The organism is Spiroplasma endosymbiont of Amphimallon solstitiale (assembly GCF_964030965.1).
Lineage (GTDB): Bacteria > Bacillota_I > Bacilli_A > Mycoplasmatales > VBWQ01 > Spiroplasma_E.
The window spans coordinates 647,414-665,572 of sequence record NZ_OZ034999.1; the positions used below are offsets into that span (position 1 = coordinate 647,414).

An 18,159-nucleotide genomic window follows, 5' to 3' on the forward strand; every position below is an offset into this window, starting at 1 on the left:
AATATTAATTTTTAGTTGAATAATTATTTTCTAACTTTCTTAACTCATCCCTAGTATCTTTAGGTAAACTTTCACCATAATCCATAAGTTTAACCATTTCCTTAAAAGCAGCTTTAGGAATAGCTAATTTTTCAATATCTTTTTCAGTAATATGTAAATTAATTTTATCAATTTGCATAGTTTTTATTTTTCTAACAAAATCAGGTTCGGCTACAAAAACAGAAGATAATCCTATCATATCCCCATATTCTAAGGCTTCTAAACTTTATCAGGACTATTTATACCGCCACTCACAATAACAGGAATACGTTGATTAATGTGTTGATAAACAACTTTATTCACTAATTGATTAAAATATTTCCCCTGAGATTGAACTTTATATTTATATATTTCTTCCCCAACTAGCTAGTGCTAAATAATCAATTTTAATGTTTATTAATACTTGATCCATGAATTGTAAAAAATCTTCAATTGGATAACCTATTTCTTGACCTCTAGTTTCTTCAGCTGTAGCTCGATATCCTAAAATAAAATTTTCAGTAGCATGCTTATCAATTGTTTCTCTTACTGCTTGTAAAATTTCTAATCCCAAACGTGAACGATTTTCTAAATTTTGATTACCATAAATGTCATTTCTTTGATTACTAATTACTGAAAAAAAAGCTTGAATTAAAAGTTTTTGTGCTGAAGAAATTTCGACACCATCAAAACCAGCTTCAATAGCCCTTAAGGTAGCTTTTTGATAATCTTTAATTAATTCTTTGATTTGCTTAATACTCAGTTCTTGAACTTCATGTGGAAAAGGATACATAAAAGATTGCTTAGAAGGTCCAACTACATAACCTAAACGATTTAAACTAATTATAGAAAAACGACCTAAATGTGCTAATTGTAAAATAGCTTTTGCACCTTTTGATTTCATAGCATTAGCAACTTGTTTTAATGAATCAATATGTTCATCATTAGCAGCAGAAAAACCAAATTCAAAAATTTGTCCCTCTAAATTAATATAAGCAGCACTAGATATCGCTAAGTATGCACTATGAGCTCTTTTAAGAGCATAATCAATATCTTCTTTACTAACAAAACCATCATAACTAGAAACATTTAAGGTAATTGGTGAAAGCACAAACCGATTATCAAAAACAAAATTTTTAATTTTGATTGGTGAAAATAACTTAGAATATTTTTTATTCATGTTAACTCAAAATTAATTCTAAAAATTGGTCATTATCTATTTTCTTTAAAAAATATGAAGAAATATCCAATTCTTGTAATTTTATTTTTAAATCTTGTTTAATCATTTTAGTACCTTCAAGACCTTTCTCAAAAATAGTTAAATCTTTTGTAGCAAAAAAATCCTTTAATTTTGTAGAAAAGTAATGATACATGATAAAGTGTTATTTTTAGAGAATTTTTACACTAAATAATGTTACTTTTAACAAATTTTTAATTAAAAATAATATTTTAAGTGTAAATTAATGAATAATTTTTGGTCATCCATACTTTTCTACATAATTAAAAAAAATCACCACTAATTTTGCAACTTTTAATTTTACCATTATCAATTATTAATGAAATATTCATTGTTCCAATTTCTAAATGTGCTTCACGATTATATTGATAGCGGGGACTTAAACTATAAACCCATTCTCAATTCTTATACTTTTGATCAACTAACTTGTCAATTTCTAGGCATTGGTCATTTGATAAAACGTATCGTTCAACATCTGCTATTTTTTCTACATTCATCAATCGTTTAATAATTTCATCTTTAAACTCAAAAATAGTTAATTTTTTGAATTGTTCATTAAGGTGATTTTTTAATTTATCTACTCTTTGATTAATTGATTTAATTCCTTTTGATTCAATTTTTTTACGACTTGGTTTAAGTGCCAAGATCATAGCATCCAAATCAATATCATAAAGTAATGAATAACCACCATAAATAATATTATCTTCTTTTAACATAGCTGCTCCAGAAACTTTTTTACCATTAATTGTCAAATCATTTTTTCCACTTTGCATGATATTTTTAATTCCCATATCTTTAAGCACTTTTATAATTGGCTTATAGAATTCTTGGTAATTAGCATAAATCGAATTAGTATTAGAATTTAACTTTAATTTTGTAGAAAAGTAATGATACATGATAAAGTGTTATTTTTAGAGAATTTTTACACTAAATAATGTTACTTTTAACAAATTTTTAATTAAAAATAATATTTTAAGTGTAAATTGATGAATAATTTTTGGTCATCCATACTTTTCTACATAATTAAAAGAATTTAATGGAATTAAAAAACAAAAATTTACTGAATTTGAATCAATAAAAATAGCTCCTCCTCCAGTATAACGACGCACAACTGGAATATTATTTTTATCCAAATATTCTTTATTAACTTCAACCTCTGGATTTTGAAAATATCCCAATTGAATATGAGGATCACAAATAAAAGGAAATATTATCGTTTTGTTTTTTACTTTTAAATTATGTAGTGCTCATACTTGAATCGCTAAAGCATAAGCTCCATCTTTGATATATTTACCATTTCTTATAGGTTCAATTAAAATCATAATATTCCTCCAATTTTATTAAGTTTGTAAATCAATTTTAATTATCTTCAAGTTCTAAAAATTCTTTTTCAACTACATCTGTTAATTTCAAAATTCAATTATCTTTAGACTTTTTTGAATTGAAAAGAGTTGGATTTTCAATTGCTCTTTGATTATATTCCAAAACCTTTCCTGTTAGTGGACTGCGCGCATGCAAAATAGCTTTTGAAGCCTCTACTGTTAATACTAAATCATTTTTATTAACTACATCATTTTCTGTATTATATTTAACATAACACGCCATACCCATATCATCTTGTAATTTGGGTGTAGGACTAATTATGTATATATTATCTCTTTTTTCTATTATTAAACAATTTGCATTTTTTTTCATTTTTTACCCCCTAAAATAAAATAAGAAATGTTCAATGAATAAATTAAGACTATAGTAACTTTTCTTAACTCTATCTAATTATTATTCATTTCATATTTATTGATAAAATTTTTTATCTCATTAATATAAGTTTGATGAGCATTTGGCAAAGTTTCAACATGACCAATATTTTCTAAAAATAAATAATTATAATTTTTATTATTACCTTTAATTTGAAAATTATGAATAACATTAGCCATGAAAAATGGGACAAAATCATCTTTTTTACCATGAATTAATAAGGTAGGAACTTTAAATCCTGTTTTTAGTTTTTTTAATAAATCATATTCTAAAATATTTGTATTTGTAAATTTTTGATATCTTTTAGATATACCATTACTAATTAATCATCAAGGTTTTTTATAACGATATTGCATGACGTAACGAAATTGAACAAGTAGATTAGAGAATCCACAATCAGTAATTGCTCAATTAATTGAACTGATTGGTGCATAATTCAACAAATAATAATTAATTGTTGATGCGCCCATACTATTACCAATTAAACCAATTGTTTCAACTTGATAATTAGTCTTTAATCAATTAATTAAACAATTAACATCTTGCGCACAAGTAAGACCGGTATCACTATATTGACCATAAGTTTTACCATGAGCAACACTATCAAATGTTAAAATATTATATCCTTCTTGATAAAATCAAGACACTAACCTTAAAGCTAAATATTTATTTTCAGTTCAACCATGAAAGCCAATAACTCATTTCTTGCTTTTATTTTTTTGAATAACAGCTAAACAACTAATATCTTCATTATTATTATTTTTAATAACAAATTCTTGATAATTTTCTTTTTTTCAATCAATTGGATAACCATATTTATTAAGTTCTTTAATCTTACAATCATAATAATGATGATCAAAACTATTAATATCAACTAATTGATCATCATTAATTTTAACATTTCCTTCTTTTTGATAAGTAAAACAAAATTTAAAAAATTGTTTTTGATATTTTTTTGAATAAAAATAAACAAAAGGAAATAATAAAATAACTAATAAAATTTTGCTAAAAGAATAACAAAATTTTTGATAACCATTCATTAAAATTTCGTCACTAACAGAATCATTTATTACCTTCATATTTCCCAGTCTCTCCTATCTAACAAATTTGTATCAAATCCATATTTGATTAAAAAAATAACTAGTTTTATTTCTTATGTACCGTGTCCTTTTTTTGTTACAATCTAATTTTCCTTAAAAAATATTTTTTTCAAGATCTATTTTTAAATTTCATAATTTTTCTTTTTTTAATTATAAAAATAATATATTATTCAATATTTAAATACACTTATTGTATTTTTAAAAATTAAAAAATAAGAATATATTTTTTTTAATTGCTTATTTTCTAGTACCATGTAAAAAAGAAAAATATGATCCAACAGCAAACAAACCAATAAATGTTAGGCAAGAAAATACTGGTTGATAAATATTGGTAAATGATAGTTTATAATCAACTGAAGGAACAATTTGAAAAAAATTATAATAATTTTTATCACTTTGACTATAAAAAATAAAATTAATTCAAGTTATATATTTTTGTGGTACAAAATATCCAATAATAATGGTTGGTGTTGAAATTGTATATGTCATATCAATAAAAAAGTCACCAAATAAAATAGAAGTTAAAAAAATAATTATATTAATTGTTTGAATTATATAAGGATTTTTTATAGAACCAGAAATTAATAAAGCCAAGAAAAAAATAACAATAATATTTAGACTAATACTAAATATAAGACCAAATCATTGTGAAAAAGTTTTCATTGCTAATATTCATACTGTCATGATATTAGTTCCTTGTAACTGATCAAGAAAAAATAAATATCCAAGTAATATAAATACTGTACAAAAAGAAATAACAAAAATAACAATTAATAAACTTAAAATAAATGCAATCTTATTGATACCAAAATTGTGTAATTGTTTTAAAAAAACTGATTCGCGTCATTGACAAATAAGATGACCAATTAAAAAAATATTAAATAATATTGGTAATAAAATATAACTAGAAACTATAATATAACGATTATATTTAATAATTGACTGTGATGTTAAAAAATAAACTAAACTAAGTAAAATAACAGGCATTATTAAAAAGTAAATATAAGTTCTAAATGTTTTTAAAATCGTTTTAAACATATAACTTATACAATGACTAAAAATTACTATACTATTTTTATTTTTCATATTTCACCTTTAAATTTCTATATTAAATACAAATGATTGTTGAGCAATAACATTATTGTTATAAACTGGTTTAATCATTAATTTTAACTGATTATGAATAGATTTTAAATTTTTTAAAAAATAATAGTTTTGACTAGTTTCGCCAACACGATATCATTTTTTTTCATCAAAATAATAAATAGTATAATAACTTAAATTTTCAATATTAATAGCATCTCATTGAAAACGAGCATTGTATAATATTTGATTATTAACTGTTCGATTAATTACGTATTCTGATTTTGGATTTGAAATTACTGTATTTTCTTTGATTTGATTATTAGTTGTTGGACTATTTATTTCAAATTCACCAACATTAAACTTAAAATTATTATTAGTTGCTTTAATTTGTAATCCTAATTTAGAAATACGATTAAAAGTATTAATACCACCAATTTTCTTTAAATCTAAAGTAATTTTAACTCAACCACCTTGTAACTTTTCTTCATTATTTGGTGAAAAAGTTTGACGGTTTGCTATTAACGATTTTTGATCAGTAGTAGTAACTAAAAAATTAACTTTAGCATTATTATCACCATTAGTATTATAAATAAAACTAATTTGATGGTTATTTTTAATTAAATTAGTTCCCATAATATCTCAATCATAAACTTTATTTGTATTTCAATAGCCATTAACTATACTACCTTCTTCATTAAAACCCGAACCAATAGCAATTGAATTTCCTTTTTCATACACTTGATCATAATCATAAAAACCAGAAATTTTAGAGATATCTAATGGTTGTTCTGGATGAGCATCATCATAAATTTTTCATTGATAAGTTGGTAAAATATCAGTTAATCTACGATTTGTTCATGGATAATCATTAGCAACAATACTATTACCATTTTGATCATGATTAACAAACTTAATACCACTACCCATTGAAAAATTAGTTTTCTTATTTAAAATTTGATTATCATCAAATAAAGTAGTTCGTTCTTTAACTAAATCACCAATGCCATAACTTGATGAGTTATAACCATTATTAGTTAAATAATTATAAATAGTATCTTTAACAAATGAATTTGGTTTTCCTTTAGTAACTGCAGTTTTTATTCTAGGATCCGATATAAATGCTGCCTCTTGATAATTATCACTTGCATTTCAACCTTGATAATCATTTGCATTATTATTTGCTTGCATACCAATATTATTATTTCTAATAAAAGTATTTGTTCCTGAAAATTGAATATTATTAAATAAATTTGTTGTTTGTGTCGCAAATAAATAAGCTCTAGTACCATTAACATTATGATTTTTAGCTCAATTATAAGCATACGATCCAAATGTTCCAGCACCATTATCTAAAAAATCAGAAATTCCAGTATACACATTTTTATTATATTGAGGTTTACCAGCAATCATTGTTTCTGCATAACCTAATTGTCGAAAATCATAACTTCCAAAAAATTGGGCATTAGCTCCAGCATCAAGAATAGTATTTAAATTTTTACCACTATAATTTGGATAATCTGTTAAAAATGATGTTGTTTTATCTGGTGTTTCACCAAAAGTTAATTGAATATCAGTTGGTGTAACTTCACCATTAGTTTTACAATAACCACTATCTGCCATTTTTAATGTTTCTATATCATTATATCCACTAACACTTTTTGAAACTGTAGCACCATTACGATAAAAAATTATTTTTAATGATTGAATATTTGGATCACTAGCAGTAGCTACCTTATAATTAAATTCTTTAATAATTTCGGCCATAACATTATAATCTAAAACTGTACCATTGGGAGCAGCACCGTTTGATTCATTATTAATAAATCAACCATCAAAGCCATTATAATTAGCAATATTAATTAAAATATCAACTATTTTATAAGTACCATCACTATTTTTACTAAGAAAATCTTTTAACATTTCTTTTGTTAAACCATGATATCCATCAAGAAAAAGATTACCAAATATTGGTGTTCCATTAATGTGTGCACTATCAATAACATCAGCTGGTGGTGGAACAATTGGCCCTTCAAATCAAGAACCTGATCAATTAATAAAATAATTAGTATATTGTCAATTTAATGGTGTATTTTCAAATGGATTTTTTGTCCCCACTATTGTATTATCAAAAGTACGATGTTTTCGTGTTGAAAATCCTAGTTGATTATAATTAATATTTTCATCTTGGTTACTTGAGTTGTATGTTGCTACAAATTGACGTTTCTGTAAAGGTACTGTTGCTCGATTATACTTTGCATCATAGTCTTTTTGTGGATTCCAATCTAAAATTGAATTCATTCTTAAATATTTTCGAGCTGAAGAAGTTATTCCAAAATCAGAAGCATAATTACCATTAGGCATAAAACCTTTATTCAAAGGAATGCCAGTCACTGCTTGTTTTTTAATGTTTTGTGTTCATTGAAAACCAGTATTAAATTTTGAATAATTTAAATAATGACCAGTATTGCTTGGTTTAACATTTCCTAAATCATTAATATTACCAATATTATTAATAATATTTTGCGAGTTAGTATTATCAAAATTAATACCATCTCCATAATCTGAATTTGTTCAGTCAAAATTTGGTAAACCATTTAAATAATCACTACCATCTAAACTACCAATATTACAAGCAACTACTAAACTAGCAGGAGCAGAAATTAAACTAAAAACACCAAAAAGTAATAATATTTTTTTCATCAATTTTTATCCTTTCATTCCTCAATTAAAAAATCTTTTTGATAAATAAGAAAACAACATAGTAAATATCAAGATTCCAATTAATGTTTGCCAAATACTAGTAAAAACAACAAATGATATTTCATTATAATTTTGAATAATTTGACTTATTCCTAGTGAATCTAAAAATTGATATGAAGTAATCAACATATTAAACCAAATAAAATATTTAGTTGGACACAAATAACCAATAACAATAAATATTAAATTATTGTTAGTTACTGTTGGTTGAATTAAAACATCCGAAAAAATAATGAAAAATATGGTAAAAATAGCAAGCATTACAAATGATAAATTAAACTTAGGAAAAAATGTTGTAATAAATATGTTAGCAACTGTTAAAAAAAATGTTAATAATATCATAGCAAATATATAGAAAATTCAAATAAATCATCTAATATTAGAAAGTAAATTTAGATGAAAATTAAATATTGAAATTAAAGAATAAATATTATAACAAATAATATTAATACTTACTGATAATGATACCATTATTAAATTTGATAAAAAAATTGTTAAAATAATATAATATTCATTAATACCAATTATTTTTATTCTTTTTAAAAAGTTTTTCTTTCGCCACTCAATCATAAATATTCCTAAATAAAAAGATGAAATAAAAACTGATATTGATAAAAAATTTAACAAAATGGGGGGTAAAATTTGATAATAACTATAATTATTTCATAATCACGATGATAATGCAGAAATTAAAAAACCTAATAAAAATACAAAAATATAAGTTCTAGGATTTCCAAAAATTACTTTTGAAATTAAAGAAAAAAGTCTTGAAAATTTAGAAACAGTACTTTGTTTGAATAATTCTTTAGTTACCATTAACTTCATTTTGATAATACTCCACCATCATTTTACGTAAACTACCATATTTTTTTATAATTGCATCAATACTTTGGTCTTGATAAATTTCACCATTTTTTAAAATTACTACCCGATCACAAAGTAATTCAACTTCTTCTGGTGTGTGCGAAACAATTAATAAATTAATTTTTTTAATTTCTTTTCATGACTTAATAAAATTAACAAGTTTAATTTGCATTTTTAAATCTAAACCTGTAACTAACTCATCTAAAATTAAAATTTCAGGATCATTTAAAATTGATAAAAAACAATTAAATCTTTGTCTTTGACCACCCGAAAGTAAAGAAATTTCTTTTTTCAAAATATCATTTAACTCAAAAACATCAATTAATCCTTTGCCTTCTTCACTTTTAATATATTTTTTATTTTTATAAAATTTAATTAAATCAATAATTCGTGTACCAACTGGTCAATAACCTTCTTGAAATTGAACACCAATTTTCCGACTAACCTTTTTACCAACATCATCAAGAAATAATACTTTACCTGATGTTGGTTTTAAAACTTGTGAAATAATTTCAACCAAAGTAGTTTTACCAGAACCATTAGCACCTAAAATAGCAAGTGATTGTGAAGCAGGTATCTCTAAATTAATATTTTTTAAAACCTGATTTTTACCATAATTTTTACTTATATTTTCTAGAATAATCATTTTTATTTTCCTTGTAAATTATTATTTAAAATTTCTTCATATAATTGATTAAACATTTTTTTCATATCAGAATCCAAAATTAATAGTGGCTTTACTGTATTGGCAATGGGTGGTTTATTTCACATATATTCACCTTTGTTATTTCGTTCCACATATTTATCAAAAGTATAAAAATCAATATCAATTGATTTTTCAATTGTTCTACCTAAATCTTGAATTCAAATTTTTACTCATTGAAAATAAAAACCAGATTCAAAATACTTCATAACTCATAAGTTTAAATATTCATTTGCATTAATATAATTACTACTTGGATCATTAATTTTATTAATAGTAAACTCAATAAAATATGTTCGCAATGTTAAGGCCATGTATATTTGCATTGATTGTGAATGAATAATTTTATTATTAATATAATCATTAATATCTGCTGTTGGTATACCAATTTCATCATAGCCAGGTTTACCAGCATTTTTACTTGCTGAATCACGGTATTTATCAAATTCAGCAAGATAAAAATTATTAAAACCATTAACAATATTATCATTGGTTTTACCTACTTTATCAATAGCATCTTGATATAAAAATTGTCAAACATTTAATTGATTTCTATCTTTTTTTGGTCAACCACGTGTTGGATAAAGAATATCATTTATACTATTTGTTTGATCAAAACTATTATTTACTAAAAATGTAATAACATTGCTAATTGGTGTTATAAAAATAAACATTATAAATAAAATCCATAAATATTTCTTCATATTTCCTCTTTAATATTAGTTATAAAAGTAAGTATATCATAAATAAGAATTTTATTCATTATTTTATTATACTTTTTATGATTTCTTCAGCAAGAAAATTTTCACCAAAAATTTCGTTAATATTAGCATTTTCAATGATATTAGTAATAGTTGCTACATTATATTTTTGTTTTTCTAGTTTTTTTTCTAAACTAGTAGTACCTGCTGACCCTAGGAAATCACCATATATTTTAATATTTTCAATAATTCCTGCCTTAACATTCATTCAAACGTGAATAGTTCCTTTACTAGGAAAAAGTGTTTTATGTTTTAAATCAAAATCTGGAGATTTACCATAAACTCAATCTCAAGTTCGATATTTAGTATTTGCTAATGATTCAATATCAGCAATCATTTTTTCAGAAAATTCCATAATCTTTGTATTTTTTGTACTTTTTAATTGTTCAATAATTAAATTTTGAAATTCTTCAATTGTTATTGGTGGATTTAATAATGGTAAAATATTTGTTACTCGTGCTTGTACTGATTTAATACCTTTTGATTTTAATTTATCCAAATCAGGTTTTAATACTTTTGGTAACATTTGCATATCAACATTAAAAAGAATAGTACCATGATGTAAAATTCGATTTTTATATGTATATTGGGCATTACCCGATATTTTTTTATCATCAACTAAAATATCATTTTTACCACTAAATTGAGCATTTAAACCTAGATTTTGTAAAACATTAACTATTGGTTTTGTAAAAAGAGCATAATTACGACCATTATCTTTATTTTTATCAAGAATAAAAGTAAAATTTAAATTTCCTAAATCTTGATAAACAGCTCCACCACCAGATAATCTTCGTACAACATTAACTTTTTTTGTTCTTACATATTCATTATTAATTTCTTCAATTGTATTTTGGTTTCTACCAACAACAATAGTATTATTATTTTGTCATAATAATAAGATTTCATCAGTTATATAAGGATTAGTAATCAAATATTCTTCGGCTGCTAAATTAAAATATGGGTCTTTGCTATTATTAATATAATAAATCATTATTAATTTAATCTCCTTTATCTTCGGTTTTAAAATTTGTTCATTTATTAACAAATTTTAAAGTAGTTTTGCAATATGTATCATAATCGGTAGTGACGGCTCTTATATGTTTAGCAGATGGCATAATTAATAATTCACTTATTGTTTCTTCTTCATAATTTATTTTCTCTTCATACATTTTTTGTGACATTGTTGCTGGTACAGTTTCATCATCATTACCATGAATAAATAATACAGGAATTGAAGAACAATATTTTAATTTATTAATAGGATCAATACTATTAATATTAAATTTATCTTTTAACCTAAAGAAAAATTTAACACCATAATAAAATCAAAATCAATGAAGGTTAAAGTATTGTTTACCCATAATTTTAATAATATGACTAAAACTATCAAATCCACAATCAGAAATTGCACATTTAACACCAAATTTACCAGTATCAAATCGAGATATTGTTTCCAAAACAGTACTGGCACCCATACTATTACCAATTAAAGTAATATTAGGAGGTTGTTTAAAATCTGTTTCTGCTAAATAATTATTAAGACTTAAAATAACAGCATATAAATCATCTGCTTCTTTATTACCAAAAGTAATTGCATCATGGATATTATTACTACCATGACCTCTTGTATCATAAGTAACAATACTATATCCCTGTTCATAAAAATGTTTAACTAAATATAAAATGCTATAGCGATTTTGTTGTCAACCATGAGTTGCAATTATTCATTTATGATTTTTATTAGATTGATGATTATTAATGAAAAAAGCTGATAACAAGCGATTATCATAAGTAGTTATCGTCATATCTTGTGCTTCCATCATATCCCAATTACTATCATCAATCATTAGTTGTAGAGAATTTTGTAATTCCATATCTCGATTATAAAAACTCAAAGTATTGAGATCAATTTTATCAAAATTTGGATTAGTACTTCGTCCAATTCGTTGAAAATTTTCCATAACATTTCGCATCATCAAACCAATAAAAAAATTAGTAATTAAAAAAGGAATAATCCATAATGGAAAAGTAAATATCAAAATAATTTTTAATCATCAAGCAATTTTGTATTTACTTTCTTTAACTGGTAAAGTCATTCTTGCTCTAAGTTTTAAATATTTTTCATTACTAACCATTATATTTTATTCCTCTCAAAATTAATTTGATAAGGCAATCTATTTTTTCTTACCTTTTAAATATGGATCTGGATATGTAACATCTTCTTTTGTTAAAATTCCTGTTGCTAAAAGTGCTGCCGCAGTAACAAAGTTATAAGGCTTATTAAAGTGTGGTAAGAAATACATATCAATTAATGGAATTTCATCAATAGTAACCTTTTTCAATATTGCTAATGAAAACATTGCAATTGTTTCTGTATGATCATGAGTTGAACCAATTTCAGCTCCAACAATACGACGAGAACTCTTTTCTCATATAATTTTAATTTTTACTTCATGATTTTCACTCATAAAAGGTGGAAACACTGTATCTTGATAAAAATATGCTTCTACATTATTAGAACCTAAAATTGCTTTTGCAGAAACTTCTGATAAACCAGTAGCACATAGTTTTCAACCAAAAACAGCAATTGCATTTGTTCCTTGAACACCAAGAAAGGCAATTCTTGTTTTAGGATCTGTTTTTGCAACATTTAATCCAGCAATTAAACCACTACGTACAGCATTAGTTGCTAAGGCAATATTAACATTTTTATTTCAAGCATTTGAACGAATATTAATACAATCACCAATTGCATAAACATTAGGATCTGAAGTTTGAAAATATTCATTAACTTCAATTGCACCACGAGGATCTAAGTTAAGTTGAACTTTACCATTCTCATCTTTCAAGATAGCAGTATTTGGTAAGAAACCAACAGCCATAATTACTAAATCAGCTTTATATGTTCCTTTATTAGTTTTTACTTCACTCACTTTATCATCTTTAATAATAAATTCTTGTAAAGTTTCTCCTAATTGTAATTTTACTCCTACTTTTTTCATATCTGCTTCAACATCATTTGTAAATTCTTCATCATAATAACGAGGCATAATACGATTTTCAAAATCAATTAAAGTAACTTCTTTTTTATCTTTATAAAAAGCTTCTACTAATTCAATACCAATATAACCTGCACCAATTACTACTACTTTTTTTACTTCTGGTTTACTCAAATCAGAAATAATTTCTTGAGCATGTTGGTATAGTTTTGATAAATGAATGCCATTTGTTAATTTAACACCATTTAAAGTATCTTTAACAACTGCACCATCTTTATGAGCAATTAAACCAGGAATTTCTTTACCACCTGGATTTAAGATTGGTCATGAACCAATTCCTAATACTAACTTATCATAACTTTCAGTAAATACTTCATTAGTATCTAAATTTTTAATAGTAACAATTTTAGCTTTACTATCATATTTAATCATTTCATGTTTTTCTTTAATTTTAACACCTAATGCTCTTAACTTTTCAATTGTGGCATAAAATAATCCTTTTGGATCAGTAAATTCTTTACCAACTCAAAGCGCAATTCCACATCCTAAAAATGAAATATTATCATTACGATCATATGCTACTACTTCACTATTTGGATTAGACCTCATAATTGCCTTTAGTGCTGTTGTTCCGGCATGATTAACACCTATAACAACAATCTTTTGTTTTCTTTCCATGCTAAAATTCCTCTCTTACTTATTACTTTTTTTCAATTTCTTTTTTGTAATCACAAATACATATATATATATATATATTATTTTATCACTTTTTATTTAATAGTTACAACTCTTTCTTTGTTCAGTAAATGAATATAACAATAATTTTAAGAAGCTGAAATTGCCATTGCTGATGGACTACTTCCATCATGATCATGATGATATTTATTAATTTCTAATAAGCCACGACAAGTATCTCAATTATTATTTAAGAACGGCTTATTAGTTGGTTTATTTTTTTTTGTCATAATTATTTATTTTATTTATCATGCTTTTATCAAAATTTTCAATTTCATCTTTTTCAAAAATTTTAAAAATTTTCTTTTCTTTAATGTCTTTATATGTCATACTTTTTTCTCCTTAAATCTTTAAAGTAGTTATTTTTAATTAAAATTTGATAATTATTAAGTATTTTCACTTAATTTAAACATTATATATCAAAACAAAAAATCCTTAATCTATTTTTTTTATTTTTTAAATATTTTTTAATAAATTATATGTATCTTGACAAATCATTAATTCTTCATTTGTTCTAATTTTAAAAATAGGAACTTCTGATTGTTTATCACTAATTTCTAAGTAATCATTATACTTATCATTATTTTTATTAGTTACTAATTTTAAAGTAAACACTTTAATTTCCTCAATAACTAATTGACGAATAATTGCAGAATTTTCACCAATACCTGCAGTAAATACTAATGCATCAATATTACTATCTAAATCATTACCATATTGAACAATATAATTAGCAATTCTTTGAACAAACATTTTTATTGCTAATTGTGATTGTAAATGATACTTATGGTTTTTATCATTACTACTTGCAAGAACATCACGTAAATCAGAAGAATGTCCACTAATTCCTAATAAACCCGAACTTTTATTTAAATCATTAGTAACGGTTTCAATAGTTGCTTCTGCTTTAACATTACACATATAACCATGAATAGAAGGGTCAATGATACCACTTCTAGAACCCATAATTAAACCATCTAACGGTGTTAATCCCATGCTAGTATTAAAACTTTTACCATTTTTAATAGCACAAATACTAGCACCATTACCTAAATGACAAATAATAGCATTAATCTTATCTTTTGGTTTATTTAAAATATTAGTTAATTTATCTAAAATATAACGATAACTAGTACCATGAAATCCATATCTTCTTACCTCATATGTTTTATATCAATCATATGGAACTGAGTAAAGATATTTTTCTTCAGGAATAGTACTATGAAATGAAGTATCAAATACTGCCACATGTTTAGCATGTGGAACTAATTTTTGAAAAGATGATAATCCTTTTAAAGCTGGTGGATTATGTAATGGTGCTAAAGGAATACATGCTTTGATACCAGCAATGACTTTCTCATCAATAACAATTGAGTTATTAAATTTTTGACCACCGTGAACCATACGATGACCAATTCGTTTAATATCATCAAAATTATTAATGACCTTATACTCAATTAATGCATCAATAACTGTTTGCGCTCCTATAATATGATCAGCAATATCTTTCGTTACTTCATGTTTAATAAAGTTATTACCATTAGCAATTTCAATAATAAAATTACTATTTTTAATAGCTATCCTTTCAACTAAACCTTTACAAAGAATAGTAAAATCAGGTTGTTTATCATTATTAATAGCATTAAAAAGTTGAAATTTAATAGAACTACTTCCAGCATTAATAACTAAAATTTTATTTTGTTCTGACATATTTGTTTTATCTCCTTATTAATTCTTAATTAATGTTTGAATAGCAGTGATCAATGCTGTGTAATAAATGTCATCAATAGTAGCACCACGAGAAAGATCATTAACTGGCTGATTTAAACCCAAAACAATAGGACCAATAGCTTTATAATGACCTAATCTTTGGGCAATTTTATAACCAATATTAGCAGCATCTAAAGTTGGGAAAATAAATGCATTACAATGATTTTTAATTGTTAATTCTGGGAATTTTTTATTTCGCACTTCTTGATTTCAAGCAGCATCAAATTGAATTGGTCCTGCTACTTGCACATTCTTTAATTTTAATTGCTGAACAAAGTTAGTAGCATTACGTACTTTATCAACACTTTCACCACTACCACTAGTATTAGTAGAATAAGATAACATTGCTAATTTAATTGGATTAAATTCTAAAAGTTCACCAAAGTGAATTGTAGATTTTGCAATATCTGCTAATTGTTCAGCTGTTGGATTTAAATTAATTGAACCATCACTAAATAAAAATATTTCTTCATTTTTATTCATAATAAATGTACTTGAAACAGTTTTAGTACCTGCTTTTGGTCCAATAATTTGTAAAGCTGGACGTAAAATATCAGCAGTAGTAAAAGTAATACCACCAACAAAACCATTAACTTCTTTATTATTTAATAACATCATTCCATAGTAATTACGACTTAATACCAATTTATTAGCTGCTTCTAAAGTTAAACCCTTTGCTTTTCTTAATTCATATAATTGATTAGTAAAATTTGTTACTTGATTTTCTTCAATAGATAATGTTTTAATATTAGAATTTTTAATATTACTAGGAATTTCTTTATCATTATTAAATAATAAAACCGGTGTAATAAAATTTTTAACAGGTGAATTATCATTAATAATTTTTAAAGCTACTGCCTGTACTTTTTCATTATCCGCTTCTGGAAATAAAATTCTGATTGGTGTTTTGCTTTTTTGTAAAATAGATAAAATAAAATCTAATAGTTTCATATTATCTTCTCTCCTTTAATTTGTTAATTTTGATTACTAATAATAGTTGCAATTGCTTTATTTTGTACTGCTTTAATGATATTGTTTTCAACCTTAATATCAAATACCATAATTTTCAAGTTAGCTTCCATGCACATTGTTGAAGCAGTTAAATCCATTACTTTTAATTGTTTATTAGTAATATCTTGATATGATAAATGTGAATAACGAATAGCATTTTTGTTAATGTTTGGATCTTTATCATAAACACCATCAACGCCATTTTTTGCCATTAATAATATATCCGCATTAATTTCAGTAGCACGAAGTGCTGCTGCAGTATCCGTTGTAAAGTATGGTGAACCAGTACCACCAGCAAAAATACAAACATAGCCTTTTTCAAAACTACTAATAGCTTTTTTGTAATAAAAAGGTTCAGCAACTTGATTAATCTCTAATGATGTTTGCACAATAACTTTTACGTTAAGCGCTTTTAACTTTGATTCAATTACCAAAGCATTCATAATAGTTGCTAACATTCCCATATAATCAGCATTAATTCTTTTTAAGCCAATCTTTTCTCCTTGTTTAGCACCACGTCAAATATTACCACCACCAATTACTAAACCAACTTCTACTTTTGCCTTAACTAGGGTTTGAATTTGTTGACAAACATTATGAATACTTTCATTATTATATAATTCATTACTACCATCACCTAAAGCTTCACCACTAATTTTTAATAATATTCGTTTATATTTAAATTGTTCCATTTTTGATCATCCTCCTTAAATTTAATATTATAAAAAGCCACAGATTGCTTTGTGGCTTCTTATTTATTTACTGTTATCACTAGATAATGAATCATTATTTGCGCTTTCAGCGACAGTTTCTAATTCAACGTTAGCAATAACTTTTTGTGCTAAATGATCTTTAACAAAAAGTTGTGCTTGTGGAGTAATAATTGTTAAACGTTTTTTAATTTTTTTAATACCCTGTTCATAAACAATTTTTAAAACATTTTTCTTTTGTTCCAATGCAACAATTTTACTAGTATTAACGCTTTGTCCAAAGAAATAAATATTATGTTCATCAACTGCGATACCAAAATCAAAACTAAAAATATATGCTAATCCTAACATGATAACTAAAAATATATACTCTACTATTAATAAACTTAAAAAAGCAGAATCAGATTTAATATATTCTGGTTCAAATGTTCAAACTTGCATTCCAATTGGAACAATTGAGATAACTAAACCAATTACACCAACTATTAATGTTGCTACTAATAATTTTAAATTCAAAAATTTAATAGTTGTTTTTGGTTTATTAAAACTATATCATCCTCAACCAAAAATAACTAATAATAATATAAACATTACTAATGCAATATAATATATAATTTGAAAATTCACTTTATTTACCTCCTAAATGT

Annotated in this window: 17 protein-coding genes and 2 pseudogenes; 1 reads left to right on the forward strand and 18 read right to left on the reverse strand. The window is 24.5% G+C overall.

Features of this window, described 5'->3' with window-relative positions; all coding sequences use genetic code 4:
* Positions 1–4: 4 nt before the first annotated feature.
* The 7 genes and pseudogenes from AAHH39_RS04025 to AAHH39_RS04055 all read right to left on the reverse strand — a co-directional run bounded on the left by AAHH39_RS04025 (position 5) and on the right by AAHH39_RS04055 (position 4,794).
* Positions 5–1,198: pseudogene (locus AAHH39_RS04025) on the reverse strand (NADH-dependent flavin oxidoreductase).
* A gap of 1 nt (position 1,199) precedes the next feature.
* Positions 1,200–1,391 (reverse strand): lipoate protein ligase C-terminal domain-containing protein, encoded by a 192-nt coding sequence (locus AAHH39_RS04030; RefSeq protein ID WP_342218927.1) that lies wholly within the window; start codon positions 1,389–1,391, stop codon positions 1,200–1,202.
* Between the two features lie 127 nt (positions 1,392–1,518).
* Positions 1,519–2,151 carry a lipoate--protein ligase gene (locus AAHH39_RS04035; protein ID WP_342218928.1) on the reverse strand — a complete coding sequence of 211 codons (633 nt, stop codon included), beginning with the start codon at positions 2,149–2,151 and terminating at the stop codon, positions 1,519–1,521.
* Positions 2,152–2,289: 138 nt separating this feature from the next.
* Positions 2,290–2,577, reverse strand: a pseudogene (locus AAHH39_RS04040) (lipoate--protein ligase family protein); the annotation flags it as partial.
* A 37-nt stretch (positions 2,578–2,614) separates the two neighbouring features.
* Positions 2,615–2,950, reverse strand: coding sequence for a hypothetical protein (locus AAHH39_RS04045; RefSeq protein ID WP_338979568.1), 336 nt, complete (start codon positions 2,948–2,950; stop codon positions 2,615–2,617).
* Between the two features lie 74 nt (positions 2,951–3,024).
* Positions 3,025–4,089 (reverse strand): alpha/beta hydrolase, encoded by a 1,065-nt coding sequence (locus AAHH39_RS04050; RefSeq protein WP_342218930.1) that lies wholly within the window; start codon positions 4,087–4,089, stop codon positions 3,025–3,027.
* 258 nt (positions 4,090–4,347) lie between these two features.
* Positions 4,348–4,794 carry a hypothetical protein gene (locus AAHH39_RS04055; protein ID WP_338978984.1) on the reverse strand — a complete coding sequence of 149 codons (447 nt, stop codon included), beginning with the start codon at positions 4,792–4,794 and terminating at the stop codon, positions 4,348–4,350.
* Between AAHH39_RS04055 and AAHH39_RS04060 the strand changes: the two genes are divergently transcribed.
* The gene (locus tag AAHH39_RS04060) at positions 4,793–5,014 is read left to right on the forward strand and encodes a hypothetical protein (RefSeq protein ID WP_342218931.1); all 222 of its coding nucleotides are present in this window, start codon (positions 4,793–4,795) and stop codon (positions 5,012–5,014) included. The two genes, AAHH39_RS04055 and AAHH39_RS04060, sit on opposite strands and share 2 nt — an antisense overlap.
* Positions 5,015–5,205: 191 nt before the next feature.
* Here the strand turns inward: AAHH39_RS04060 and AAHH39_RS04065 are convergent, their stop codons facing one another.
* The 11 genes from AAHH39_RS04065 to AAHH39_RS04115 all read right to left on the reverse strand — a co-directional run bounded on the left by AAHH39_RS04065 (position 5,206) and on the right by AAHH39_RS04115 (position 18,139).
* Positions 5,206–7,896, reverse strand: coding sequence for an endo-beta-N-acetylglucosaminidase (locus AAHH39_RS04065; RefSeq protein WP_342218932.1), 2,691 nt, complete (start codon positions 7,894–7,896; stop codon positions 5,206–5,208).
* Between the two features lie 865 nt (positions 7,897–8,761).
* Entirely contained in the window at positions 8,762–9,466 is a 705-nt protein-coding gene (locus AAHH39_RS04070) for an ATP-binding cassette domain-containing protein (protein WP_338974972.1), read from the reverse strand.
* Positions 9,467–9,468: 2 nt separating this feature from the next.
* Complete coding sequence (locus AAHH39_RS04075; protein ID WP_342218933.1) at positions 9,469–10,197, reverse strand: hypothetical protein; 729 nt, start codon at positions 10,195–10,197, stop codon at positions 9,469–9,471.
* An 88-nt stretch (positions 10,198–10,285) separates the two neighbouring features.
* Positions 10,286–11,278 carry a lipoate--protein ligase gene (locus AAHH39_RS04080; protein WP_342218934.1) on the reverse strand — a complete coding sequence of 331 codons (993 nt, stop codon included), beginning with the start codon at positions 11,276–11,278 and terminating at the stop codon, positions 10,286–10,288.
* Positions 11,279–11,285: 7 nt separating this feature from the next.
* Entirely contained in the window at positions 11,286–12,422 is a 1,137-nt protein-coding gene (locus AAHH39_RS04085) for an alpha/beta hydrolase (protein ID WP_342218935.1), read from the reverse strand.
* A 39-nt stretch (positions 12,423–12,461) separates the two neighbouring features.
* Complete coding sequence (locus AAHH39_RS04090; protein WP_342218936.1) at positions 12,462–13,964, reverse strand: FAD-dependent oxidoreductase; 1,503 nt, start codon at positions 13,962–13,964, stop codon at positions 12,462–12,464.
* Between the two features lie 146 nt (positions 13,965–14,110).
* Entirely contained in the window at positions 14,111–14,251 is a 141-nt protein-coding gene (locus tag AAHH39_RS04095; RefSeq protein WP_342218937.1) for a hypothetical protein, read from the reverse strand.
* A 226-nt stretch (positions 14,252–14,477) separates the two neighbouring features.
* Complete coding sequence (locus tag AAHH39_RS04100) at positions 14,478–15,731, reverse strand: acetate kinase (protein ID WP_342218938.1); 1,254 nt, start codon at positions 15,729–15,731, stop codon at positions 14,478–14,480.
* An 18-nt stretch (positions 15,732–15,749) separates the two neighbouring features.
* Complete coding sequence (pta, locus tag AAHH39_RS04105; RefSeq protein ID WP_342218939.1) at positions 15,750–16,742, reverse strand: phosphate acetyltransferase; 993 nt, start codon at positions 16,740–16,742, stop codon at positions 15,750–15,752.
* 23 nt (positions 16,743–16,765) lie between these two features.
* Positions 16,766–17,494 carry a UMP kinase gene (gene pyrH, locus AAHH39_RS04110; RefSeq protein WP_342218940.1) on the reverse strand — a complete coding sequence of 243 codons (729 nt, stop codon included), beginning with the start codon at positions 17,492–17,494 and terminating at the stop codon, positions 16,766–16,768.
* Positions 17,495–17,557: 63 nt separating this feature from the next.
* Complete coding sequence (locus tag AAHH39_RS04115) at positions 17,558–18,139, reverse strand: hypothetical protein (protein WP_342218941.1); 582 nt, start codon at positions 18,137–18,139, stop codon at positions 17,558–17,560.
* Positions 18,140–18,159: the final 20 nt, after the last annotated feature.